The organism is Allobosea sp. P1_A7 (assembly GCF_056406775.1).
The window spans coordinates 1-11569 of the sequence record NZ_JBFTZN010000188.1; the positions used below are offsets into that span (position 1 = coordinate 1).

General features: G+C 65.9%; 8 protein-coding genes and 1 pseudogene. 7 read left to right on the forward strand and 2 right to left on the reverse strand.

Features of this window, described 5'->3' with window-relative positions:
- On the forward strand, window positions 1–1029 hold a 1029-nt coding region (locus AC1D34_RS26015), incomplete at its 5' end, for an efflux RND transporter periplasmic adaptor subunit (protein ID WP_476825745.1).
- 13 nt (window positions 1030–1042) lie between these two features.
- Window positions 1043–4267, forward strand: a complete 3225-nt coding sequence (locus AC1D34_RS26020) for an efflux RND transporter permease subunit (protein WP_476825746.1) — start codon at window positions 1043–1045, stop codon at window positions 4265–4267.
- Between the two features lie 158 nt (window positions 4268–4425).
- Here the strand turns inward: AC1D34_RS26020 and AC1D34_RS26025 are convergent, their stop codons facing one another.
- The gene (locus AC1D34_RS26025; RefSeq protein ID WP_441492732.1) at window positions 4426–5337 is read right to left on the reverse strand and encodes a DMT family transporter; all 912 of its coding nucleotides are present in this window, start codon (window positions 5335–5337) and stop codon (window positions 4426–4428) included.
- Window positions 5338–5442: 105 nt separating this feature from the next.
- On the opposite strand from AC1D34_RS26025, the gene AC1D34_RS26030 reads away from it, so the two are divergent.
- The 3 genes from AC1D34_RS26030 (at window position 5443) to AC1D34_RS26040 (ending at window position 8080) form a co-directional block, all read left to right on the forward strand.
- The gene (locus AC1D34_RS26030; RefSeq protein ID WP_476825747.1) at window positions 5443–6309 is read left to right on the forward strand and encodes a LysR family transcriptional regulator; all 867 of its coding nucleotides are present in this window, start codon (window positions 5443–5445) and stop codon (window positions 6307–6309) included.
- Window positions 6310–6353: 44 nt separating this feature from the next.
- Complete coding sequence (gene obgE / locus AC1D34_RS26035; RefSeq protein ID WP_441492734.1) at window positions 6354–7397, forward strand: GTPase ObgE; 1044 nt, start codon at window positions 6354–6356, stop codon at window positions 7395–7397.
- 113 nt (window positions 7398–7510) lie between these two features.
- A complete protein-coding gene (locus AC1D34_RS26040; RefSeq protein ID WP_441492735.1) occupies window positions 7511–8080 on the forward strand; it encodes an invasion associated locus B family protein in 570 nt (189 codons plus the stop codon).
- 12 nt (window positions 8081–8092) lie between these two features.
- Here the strand turns inward: AC1D34_RS26040 and AC1D34_RS26045 are convergent, their stop codons facing one another.
- The gene (locus AC1D34_RS26045) at window positions 8093–9913 is read right to left on the reverse strand and encodes an ABC transporter ATP-binding protein (protein ID WP_476825748.1); all 1821 of its coding nucleotides are present in this window, start codon (window positions 9911–9913) and stop codon (window positions 8093–8095) included.
- A 143-nt stretch (window positions 9914–10056) separates the two neighbouring features.
- Here AC1D34_RS26045 and AC1D34_RS26050 point away from each other — a divergent pair, with 143 nt between their 5' ends.
- Window positions 10057–11190 carry a DSD1 family PLP-dependent enzyme gene (locus AC1D34_RS26050; protein WP_441492737.1) on the forward strand — a complete coding sequence of 378 codons (1134 nt, stop codon included), beginning with the start codon at window positions 10057–10059 and terminating at the stop codon, window positions 11188–11190.
- Between the two features lie 64 nt (window positions 11191–11254).
- Window positions 11255–11569: pseudogene (locus AC1D34_RS26055) on the forward strand (hypothetical protein); the annotation flags it as partial.

Below are 11569 nucleotides of genomic sequence, written 5' to 3' on the forward strand. Positions count from 1 at the left end.
ATCGTGCAGAGCGTCGTGGTCTCCGGCTCGATGATCGCGCGCGACGAGGTTCTGGTTTCGCCAGAGATCGATGGCTTCGCGCTCGTCGAGATCCTTGCGGAAGAGGGGGACCGCGTGACGGCGGGCCAGGTGCTGGCACGCCTCTCTCGGACGACGCTTGACGTCCTTCACACCCAAAACGAGGCACAGATCGCGCGTGCCGAAGCAGCGATCGCCCAGGCCAGGGCCCAGGTCAGCGAAGCGGAAGCCAATCGTGTTCAGGCCGAGAATGCTTTCGAGCGGACCAAGGCCCTGCGCGATTCGGGCAATGCCAGCATCGAGACCTTCGATCTCCGGTCTGCGGCGGCGAGGACGACGGTCGCCCGCGTCAACTCGGCGCAGCATGCGCTTGCCATCGCGACAGCAGATCTTGCGCTGGCCAAGGCGCAGGAGCGCGATATCGCCGTGAAGCTCGCGCGTACCGAGATCAAGGCTCCCGCAGCCGGAATCGTCAGCCAGCGCCGCGCCAAGCTTGGCGCCATGGCGCCCCTGGCCGCTACCGAACCCCTCTTCCGCATCATCGCCGATGGTGCGATCGAACTCGAGGCGGATGTCGCGGAGGTCGAACTTAGCTCGCTTAAGCTCGGCCAGAGGGTCGCAGTCACGCCGGCGGGAGCCCAGAAGCCGCTCGTCGGTGAGATCAGGTTGATTGCACCGCAGGTCGACAAGGCGTCTCGGCTCGGGCGCGTGCGAATCGCCCTTAAGGATAATCCGCCGGTCGCGCTTGGCTCCTTTGCTCGCGGGGTGATCGAAACCGGGCGCAAGACGAGCATCACCCTGCCGCTCTCCGCCATCACCTATTCGCGCAATGGAGCGCTGGTGCAGAGCGTCAAGGACGGCAAGGTCAGCACCAAGAAGGTGACGCTGGGACTGACCGGAAACGGCCGGATCGAGATCACCTCCGGTCTCGCCGAAGGCGAGACCGTGGTCGCGCGCGCGGGCACTTTCGTGCGCGACGGCGACGCGGTTACCCCGATCGCGACGAATTGACGGGGCCGGCGGAATGAACATCAATTTCTCTGCCTGGTCGATCCGCAAACCGGTCCCGGCCATCCTGCTCTTCGTGGTGCTCTGCGTGCTTGGGGTGATGTCGTTTTCGACACTGCCGGTCACGCGGATGCCGAATATCGACGTGCCTTTCGTCTCGGTCTCAGTGACCCAGGCCGGCGCAGCGCCGGCGGAGCTTGAAAGCCAGGTCAGCAAGCGCATCGAGGATGCGGTCGCCAACATCACGGGCGTCAAGCATGTGATGTCGACGCTGACCGACGGCCAGTCGCTCACCCTGATCGAGTTCCGGCTGGAGGTGAACACCGACCGGGCGGTCAACGACGTCAAGGACGCCATCGCCAAGGTCAGGGCGGATTTGCCACGCACCATCGACGAGCCGGTGATCCAGCGCATCGATGTCGAGGGCCAGTCGGTCCTGAGCTATGGCGCATCGTCGCCCGGCATGACGCTGGAGCAACTCTCCTGGCATGTCGACGATGTCGTTGCGCGCGAATTGCAGGGGCTGAAGGGCGTTGGCCGTGTCGATCGCTACGGTGGCGTCGATCGCGAGATCAGGATTTCGCTCGATCCCGACCGGTTGCTGGCGCTCGGGACAACGGCTGGCGAAGTCAACCGGCAGATTCGGGCGACCAATGTCGACCTCGCCGGTGGGCGCGGCGAGGTTGGCGGCCAGGAACAGGCGATTCGCACGCTCGCCGGTGCACGTACGGTAGCAGAGCTTGCCGAGACCAAGATCTCGCTCACCGGTGGCCGCGAGGTGAGGCTGAAGGAGCTTGGCCGCGTCGAGGATTCCAATTCCGAGCCGCGTTCCTTCAGTCGCCTGGACAAGCAGCCCGTCGTCACCTTCGCGGTGTTCCGCTCCAAGGGTTCGAGCGAGCTCTCGGTCAAGCAGGTGGTTGCAGCGCGCATCGACGAGCTGAACAAGCGCTACCCGTCGATCGAGCTGAAGCTGATCGACGATGCCGTCGCCTATACCCATGGCAACTACCAGGCGGCGATGGAGACGCTGTTCGAGGGGGCGGCGCTGGCCGTGCTCGTCGTCTTCCTCTTCCTGCGCAACTGGCGCGCGACGCTGATCACCGCCATCGCACTACCGCTTTCGGCCATCCCCACCTTCTGGGCGATGCAGATGCTGGGCTTCTCGCTCAATCTGGTCAGTCTGCTCGGAATCACGCTCGTCACCGGCATCCTGGTCGACGACGCGATCGTCGAGATCGAGAACATCGTGCGCCATATGAAGATGGGCAAATCGCCCTATCGCGCGGCGATGGAGGCGGCCGATGAAATCGGGCTCGCGGTCATCGCGATCACCCTGACCATCGTCGCGATCTTCGCGCCGGTCTCCTTCATGGGCGGTATCGCCGGGCAGTATTTCCGCCAGTTCGGCCTGACGGTTGCCATCGCGGTGCTGTTCTCGCTGCTGGTGGCGCGACTGATCACGCCGATGATGGCGGCCTATCTGATGCGACCCGTGAAGCACGAGGATGACAGGCCTGGTCCGTTCATGCGCGGCTATGTCGGCTTGCTGCGGCTCACTCTCGCGCGGATCCGCCTGCCGTTGCTGCCGCGTTTCGATGGGACGGGGCGCTGGCGCAAGCTGCCATTCAACATGGCCTATGTGACCCTGGTGGTCGGCTTCATCTTCCTGTTCGCCTCGATCCAGGCGACGGCCTTGCTGCCGACGGGCTTCTTCCCGGAGGAGGACACTGCGCGTGTCGTCGCCAGCGTCGAGTTGCCGCCGGGCGCAACGCTGGAAGAAACCCGCGTCACGACCGACCAGATCGTCGACGCGCTGAAGACGATTCCCGAGGTCAGGCATGTCTTCGTGCTCGGTGGCGCCTCGCCGACCGGACAGCGCGAGGTCCGGCGCGCCTCGGTCACGATCATGCTGACGCCAAAGAGCGATCGTGCGGTCAAGCAAAAGGACCTGAAGGTCGTCATCGCCGAGAAGCTCGCCACCGTCCCCGATGYCCGGGCCTGGTATGTCAACGAGCGCGGCGAGCGCGAGATGGCGTTCTCGATTCTCTCCAAGGACGGCGATGCGCTCGACGAGGCGGTTGCCCGGATCGAGGCGCGCATGCGCCAGGTCGACGGCTACCTCAATGTCGCGACCGCTGGCTCACTCAGCCGGCCGGAGCTGCGCGTCACCCCGAAACTCGAGCAGGCAGCAACGCTCGGCGTCACGCCGGAGGCAATCTCGGAAGCGGTGCGCATCGCGACGATCGGCGATGCGGGTGCCAATCTTGCCAAGTTCAATGCCGGCGACCGGCTAGTGCCGATCCGTGTCCAGCTCGATGAGGCAGCGCGTGCCGACATCCGTAATATTGCCGCCCTGCGTGTCACCAATACGAGCGGCGTCTCGATTCCGCTGACGGCGGTGGCCGATATCGGCTTCGGCGAGGGGCCGAGCTCGATCGACCGCTATGACCGCGTCCGACGGGCTGCGATCGGCGCCGACCTGAAACGTGGTTTCGAACTCGGCACCGCGCAGGATACCTTCAACGAGATCGTCAAAGAGGTCGGACTGCCGGCGGGCGTCAGGATTGCCGCCACCGGTGACGCCGAGATCCAGGGCGAGGTCGTGCAGGGCTTCATCACGGCGATGACGACTGGCCTGATGCTGGTCTTCGCGCTGCTGATCCTGCTGTTCGGCTCGGTCGCCCAGCCGGTGACCATCCTGCTCTCGCTGCCGCTCTCCTTCGGCGGCGTGGTGATTGCGCTGCTCGCGACCAATAACCCGGTCTCGATGCCGGTCTATATCGGCCTGCTGATGCTGATGGGCATCGTCACCAAGAACGCGATCATGCTGGTCGATTTCGCGGTGGAGGAGGTCGCCCGCGGCAAGGACCGGATCACCTCACTGCTCGAAGCCGGGCGCAAGCGGGCCCGGCCGATCGTGATGACGACGATCGCGATGGCGGCGGGCATGTTGCCCTCCGCCTATGGCGTMGGCGATGGCGGCGAGTTCCGCGCGCCGATGGCGATCGCGGTGATCGGCGGTCTGATCGTCTCGACCGTGCTCAGCCTCGTCTTCGTGCCGTCCTTCTACACGGTGATGGACGATATCGGCCGTGGTTTCAGCTGGCTCTTCGGCCGCTTCTTCAGCAAGCCGGAGGATGAATCGGCCTGGGAGCCCATGGGGGATGAGGAATCGCCCGGCGAAGCCAGCGCCAAGGCGATGAGTGGAAAGCTGCCGCCGCCGCGGCTTGCGGCGGAGTAGGGTCGACGGGCAGGACACGACGGGCAGGACGGAGCCGAGCGGAAGCGGCTTTGCGTCTATAGTTTCGAGATCGGGCCGCAGAACCCTGCTGTGCTCCGCGGCTGGGGGAGCAATCTCAGGCCGCTTCAGAGGGGCGGGGCCAGGTCCGGCAGCAAATCTCAGCCCTTCCGCACCAGCAGAACGGCTGCCAGAATCGCCACGCCGCCAAAGGCCTGCGCGGGCGAGGGCTGCTCGGCAAAGATCGCCCAGGCAGCGAGAACGCTGACCAGTGCCGGCCAGACCATCACCAGCGAGGCGGCGCTGGCGCCGTATTGGCCGAGCGCCAGCGTGATCAAACCCTGGCCCAGCGCATGCGAGACGAGTCCGAGCGCGATGACCGCAAGCCAGCCCTGCAGACTCTGCGGCAGGATGGTTTCGCCAAGCAGGATCGCGACCGCGATGCAGAAGACGGCGCAGAGCGCGCTGGAGATCAGGCCGATGCGCCCGGCATCGGCAAAATCCCGGGCCCGGCGAATGGCGATGATGTAGATGGCGTAGGAGAAGGCTGCTCCGACCGCCAGGCTGTCGCCGAAAATGCTGCCCGGACTGGCCGCGGCCGTAGAAGACGCGAATTTCGGCAGCACCAGCATCAACGCACCGCCGATCGCCAGCAAAAGCGCGCCGAGGATGCGCCCGGTCGGCTTCTCACCGAGCAGGAGCCAGGCCGCCAGGACGACGACGACCGGCGAGAGATTGCCGAGCAGCGAGGCGTTGGCGATCGTCGTGAAGCCGAGCGAGGCATTGTAGAGCGTCACGTCGACGGCGAAGGCGAACCCGGCCAGCGCGATCGGCCACCAGCTCCCCGAGCGCGCGGCCCCCGATCTGGGCTTGCGCTGTTCGAACGCGGTCCAGGCTGCGAGGACGGGCAGGGCAAAGAGCATGCGCCAGAAGCCGGCGGCGGCCGGTCCGACATCGGCATAGCGCACGAAGATGCCGGAAAAGCCGATGCAGGTCGCGCCTGTCATCAGCGCGACGAACATGGCAAGGCCGGGTGCAGCCGGACGTGACAGGGCGAGGCTCGGGGTGGTCATCAGGGTCATCCGCGACGGGCAGTGCCGGCGATATAGGGTGCTTCCTTCAATCGGAAAAACGGATTATTCTCATCGTTCCATTCGAAATTCCGATGGAGCGAGGCGATGGCGACTCATTTCGATCTGGCGGCGCTCGATATGCTGGTGACGGTCGCCGAGACCGGCGGTTTCACGGCAGCGAGCGTCAGGCTCGGCCGCACGCAATCGGCGGTTTCGGTCCGCATCCAGGATCTCGAAGCGCAATTGGGCCAGAAGCTGCTCGAGCGCTCGCGGCGTGGGGTGACACCGACCGACGCCGGCGAAAGGCTGATCGGTCATGCCCGCCGCCTGCTCGCGGTGGAGCGCGAAGCGCTGGCTGATCTGGGCGGCGAGGCAGCCACGGGGCGACTGCGCGTCGGCGTGCCCGACGATTATGTCGACGCCTACTTGCGTCCGCTGATCGCACGATTTGCGGCCGAGCATCCGCGTGTCGAGCTGGAACTGCGTTGCGATCTCTCGAAACGGATCGAGCCTGCGCTTGCGGCCGGCGAGTTCGATATTGCCGTGATCACGCAGGATCCGGTCCGGCCAAAGGGAGAAACGCTGCGCCGCGAGCCGCTGGTCTGGGTTGCGGCGCGCGGTCATCGCCCGGAATTGCAGGAGGTTCTGCCGCTCGCTTTATTTTCCGAAGGCTGCCGGGCGCGCCCTCGTGTCCTGGCGGCGCTCACCGGGGCAGGGCGGGCGCATCGGCTGGTCTTTTCCTCCTCGCATACGGCGGGAGTGATCTCCGCGGTCGAGGCCGGATTCTGCGTCACGGCGATCACCGAGAGTGCGGCGCCGCCGAGCCTGCGCCGGCTTGGCGCCGCCGAGGGCCTGCCACCGCTGTTCGAGCTTTCGGTCGGTCTCATCGTCGCGCCTAGCCCTAGTCTCGCGGCCCGGCGCTTTGCACAGGCGCTTCGCGAAGAAATGGCCGCGCCACGGCTTGCCGCGTGAGCGCCCGCATTGCCCTTCGGCCCGCGGCCCACTACTGAGAAGCAATGAAATTCCTCGACCAAGCCAAGATCTATGTGAAGGCCGGTGACGGCGGCGCGGGCTGCGTCTCCTTCCGGCGTGAAAAATTCATCGAATTCGGCGGCCCCAATGGCGGCGACGGCGGACGCGGTGGCGATGTCGTGATCGAATGCGTGCAGGGGCTCAACACGCTGATCGACTTCCGCTTCCAGCAGCATTTCAAAGCCAGGATCGGCGAACACGGCATGGGCAAGGACCGGCACGGCGCCAATGGCCCGCCGATCGTGCTCAAGGTGCCGCCGGGTACGCAGGTCTTCGACGAAGACGGTGAGACCTTGATTGCCGACCTGACCGAATCCGGCCAGCGTTTCGTTCTGTGCAAGGGCGGCAATGGCGGCTTCGGCAACGCCTATTTCAAGACCTCGACCAACCAGGCGCCGCGCCATGCCAATCCGGGCCTGCCGGGCGAGGAGCGCTGGGTCTGGCTTCGCCTGAAACTGATCGCCGATGCCGGGCTTGTCGGCCTCCCCAATGCCGGCAAGTCGACTTTTCTTGCCACGGTTACCGCTGCAAAGCCGAAGATCGCCGATTACCCCTTCACCACCCTGCATCCCGGCCTTGGTGTCGTGCGGGTCGATGGGCGCGAGATGGTGTTGGCCGATATTCCTGGCCTGATCGAGGGAGCGCATGAGGGACATGGGCTCGGCGATCGCTTTCTCGGCCATATCGAGCGCTGCCGCGTGTTGCTGCATCTGGTCGAAGGCACCAGCGAGCACGCCGGCAAGGCTTACAAGACCGTTCGGGAGGAACTCGAGGCCTATGGCGAGGGCCTGGCCGAGAAGCCCGAGATCGTGGCGCTGTCTAAAGTGGACGCCCTGAGCCCGGAGCTGCTCAAGGAGCAGGTCGCGCGGCTGAAGCGGGCCGCCAAGCGCGCGCCGATCGTGCTGTCATCAGCGTCTGGCCAGGGCGTCGACGATGCCTTGCGCGCCCTCTTCGCGGTGGTCGAAGAGGCTCGGAAGGAAGAGGCCCAGGCCGATGCTCCGGCGCTGGAAACCGGCTGGCGCCCATAACCGGTCATTCGCCACGGGATGTTGACGACCGTTCCCAGCGAGCTCCAAACGGCTTGCGTGGAAACGCGCGCCACCATCTAAGTCATGGCTACCGTCAAAGGGGGACTTGTCAGGTGATTTCGAAGCTTAGGCCTCTCGCGTTCGTTTCCGTCGTGATCTTCAGTGGCGCAGCCCTTGCCCAGGCGCAGCGTCCTTCCGCGAGTGCACAGGCTCCGGCCGCTCCTGGCGGCGTTTCGCAGCCGGACAATACGACGGCGACCTATGGCGACTGGACCCATCGCTGCCAGCAGGGCGTCGGGACCCGGATCTGCGAGATCGTGCAGACGCTCGAGGTGCAGGGGCAGCGCGGCCCGGTGGCGTTGATCGCGCTCGGGCGGCCGGTGCGCAATGAACCCTACAAGCTCGTGGTGCAGGTGCCGCCGAATGTGAGCCTCGGCGCCAAGGCCGGTATCCGCCTTGCGCTCGGAGAGAAGGACGAGGGGACGCTTGCCGACTTCCAGCGCTGCCTTCCCGGCGGCTGCTTCGCCGAGGTGAACGTGAGCGACGACCTGCTGAAGCGTTGGCGCGGCTTTGGCGAGGCTGGCCAGCTTCGCTATCAGGATGGTGCTAACCGCGCCGTCGTGCTGCCCTTCTCGTTCAAGGGCTTTCAGTCCGCAGTGGACGCGCTTGCCCGCGAGCCCTGAGATCGGCGCGTTTCAGTTCTCGGTGAATTGCAGCCGGTGCAGCCGGGCATAGGTGCCGTCATGCTCGATCAGAGCATCATGGCTACCGGTCTCGACGATCCGGCCCTCTTCCAGCACGACGATGAGATCGGCCTCGCGCACGGTCGAGAGGCGATGGGCGATCACCAGTGTCGTGCGGTTCTTCATCAGCCGGGCGARCGCCTGCTGGACGAGCCGCTCTGACTCGGTGTCGAGTGCGCTCGTCGCCTCGTCGAGCAGCAGGATTGGCGCATCCTTCAGGATGGCCCGCGCGATGGCGACACGCTGGCGTTCACCGCCGGACAGCTTCGAACCGCGCTCGCCGACCTGCGTATCGTAGCCATCGGGCATGGCCATGATGAAATCATGCGCCGCTGCGTCCCTGGCGGCGGCCATGATCTCGGCCTCGGTCGCTCCCGGCCGGCCAAAGGCGATGTTGGCCCGCACGGTATCGTCGAAGAGCATGACATCCTGGCTGACGACACCGATCTGGCCGCGCAGGCTGGCGAGAGTGACGTCGCGCAGATCCTGTCCGTCGATCTCGATGCGGCCCTCGTTCGGGTCGTAAAGGCGCGGCGCCAGGGTGAGCAGCGTCGACTTGCCGGAGCCGGAGCGACCGACCAGAGCTGTCATCCTGCCACCCCGTGCGACGAGATCGATGCCTTCCAGGGCGCGGGCATCATCGCGATAGCGAAAGCGAACGTGCCGGAAGGCGATCTCGCCGGCACCGACCTTGAGGGGCTGCGCTCCAGAGCGCTCGGTGACCAACGGCTTCTCGTCGATCAGGGCATAGTAGCGTTTCAGCGAGGCCCCGGCCTCCTGCAGGATGGCGTTGAGGTTGCCGAGCGAACGCATCGGCTGCGCCGCGAGCAGCAGCGCCGAGACATAACCGGTGAAATCGCCGATCGTGCTGGTGCCCGCCGTGATCCTGACCCCGATGGCGGCAAGGACGCCGGCGACCGCCATGCCGCCGGCGACCTCGAGCAGAGGATCGAGCCGGCCGCGGGCATTGGCAGCCTTCATCTTGAGCGAGCGGATCGTCTCGAAGGCATGCGCGGCGCGCGCCTTGAGATAGGGCTCGAGCGAGTCCGTCTTGGCGACGCGGGCACCCTGCAGGCTCTCGGTGACGAGGCTTGCCATGATGCCTGTCTGCTCCTGCTGCGACATCGCCATGCGGCGCAACTTCTTGCCGATCCGGCCGATCGGGCGCGCGACGATCGGCGCGATCAGCAGAACGACAAGGGTCATCTGCCAATCGATCCAGAGCAGGGCCCCGACCAGTGCGATGGAGGTCATCACATCGCGCACGGCGATGTTGATGATCCGGGTCAGTGCCTCCTTCACATAGGTGAAGTCGGTGGTGAAGCGCTGGGTCAGCGACGCGGGGTTCTCGCGCTGGAGCTGAGCAAGGTCGGCGTCGATCAGATGCGCGTAGAGCGCGGACTGCATATCCGCTTCGATTCGGCTGACCACGCTGTTGGTCATCACCGTTTGCGTAAGCAGCGAGAAGCCCTTGATCGCAGTGACGATGACGACGACGACCGCAACGGCGTTGACCACGCCGATCTCGATCCCGATCGACTTCGAAACGAGACGCTCCATCCGGCGCACGAAGCCCGTCGCTTCCGCCGATAGGGGGTCGGCGAAGGCGTCGAAGGCTGCCTTGATCAGAAGCGGGTAGAAGCTGGTTGTCGCGGCGATCACCACCACTAGTGCCAGGATCATCGCCATCTGGGGCAGGTAGGCGTTGACTCGCTCGCGCCAGACGCGGGCGAAGAGCGCAAAGGTGTCGTCGGTAACGCGGCCGATCTTCATGGCGCGGGGCCTAACATGGTCGACCGCGATATGCCACTGGCTTGGCGGCGGGGGCGCTCCTTGCGCTCCGGTCTTGTTCCAGACACGAAGCTGGCGTCCCATAGCCATAGTGCTGCAACTGATTCCGGAGATAGCGTATACTCATGCCCGCGCCCCCGCCGGCCCAGATCGGCCAGAGCTTCGCCGAGATCGACACGCCAGCGCTCGTTCTCGATCTCGACGCCTTCGAGCGGAATCTCGTCGCCATGGCCGCCTATACGCAGGCCCATGGCGTACGTCTTCGTCCTCATGCCAAGACCCATAAGAGCCCGGATATCGCCCTGCTTCAGATCGCGCATGGCGCCGTCGGCCAGTGCTGCCAGAAGGTCTCCGAAGCCGAGATTCTCGTCGCGGGCGGAGTCGGCGATGTTCTGGTCACCAACGAGATCGTCGGTCCAGCCAAGCTCGATCGGCTCGCCAAGCTGGCGCGCAACGCACGGATCGGCCTTTGCGTCGATCATCCCGAGGGCGTGCGCGAGGCGGCGGAGGCGGCTGCGCGGCACGACGTGATGCTCGACGTCATGGTCGAGCTCGATATTGGCGGGCGCCGCTGTGGCGTCGCAGTCGGCGAAGCCGTCCGCATCGCCGAGGCGGTCGCGCGCAGCAACTCGCTGCGCTTCACGGGCATCCAAGCCTATCACGGTGCTGCCCAGCACATGCGCTCGATCGACGAGCGGCGCGAGGCGATCGAGCGCGCCGGGCTGCTCGCCCGCAACGCGGTGGAGCGCCTCGGGCAGGCAGGCCTCACCTGCGAATATGTCAGCGGCGCCGGCACCGGTACCTATGAGCTCGAAAGCCAGTCCGGCATCTGGAACGAGATTCAGGCCGGCTCCTACATCTTCATGGATGCAGATTACGCGCGCAATCGGCAGGCGGACGGCACCCCCTTCAGGGCCTTCGAACACGCGCTCTTCGTCCTCGCCGGGGTGATGAGCAAGCCCGTGCCGGACCGTGCCATCGTCGATGCCGGGCACAAGGCGGCGGCGGTCGATTCCGGCATGCCGATGCCGTTCCAGCGCGACGGCGTCATCTACACCAAACCCTCTGACGAGCATGGCGTGCTCACCGGTGATCCGATCGCGCTGCCGCATCGCGGCGACCGCATCCTGCTCATTCCGGGCCATTGCGACCCGACGGTGAACCTGCACGACTGGTATGTCGGCGTGCGCGGGCTGCACGGTCCCGATGCGCATGTCGAGACGCTTTGGCCAGTTGCGGGGCGTGGCGCGCTGACCTGAGGACACAGGGACTGCGTATGGCTGCGTCCGAAATTCGCTTCCCATGTTTCGGACGCAGGCCCCGATGCTGGCTGAGTTCCTGCTGACCCTTGCGACCCCGGTCGGACGGATGACGCGGCAGCTTGGCCTGTTGCGGGAGAGCACTGCGCTCTGGGCGCGCGGGCGACGCCAGCGCAAAGGCTGGACACCGCACCACCAGCGCTGTCAGGCGGTCGTCGCGCAGATCGTCCGCGAGCTCGGACGCCACCGCACGGCCATCGTGCTCGGCTCGGGATTGGTGCGCGATGTGCCTCTCGACCTGCTCTGCGCACGCTTTCAGCGCGTCGTGTTGATCGACGTGGTCCATTTGCCCCAGGTCAKGCTGCGCATGGCGCTGCGC

Excerpts from the sequence above, each read along its gene's own strand:
- AC1D34_RS26025 (WP_441492732.1), bottom strand. The coding sequence starts at position 5,337 with ATGACCACCCCGAGCCTCGCCCTGTCACGTCCGGCTGCACCCGGCCTT.
- AC1D34_RS26030 (WP_476825747.1), top strand. The coding sequence starts at position 5,443 with ATGGCGACTCATTTCGATCTGGCGGCGCTCGATATGCTGGTGACGGTC.
- obgE (WP_441492734.1), top strand. The coding sequence starts at position 6,354 with ATGAAATTCCTCGACCAAGCCAAGATCTATGTGAAGGCCGGTGACGGC.
- AC1D34_RS26050 (WP_441492737.1), top strand. The coding sequence starts at position 10,057 with ATGCCCGCGCCCCCGCCGGCCCAGATCGGCCAGAGCTTCGCCGAGATC.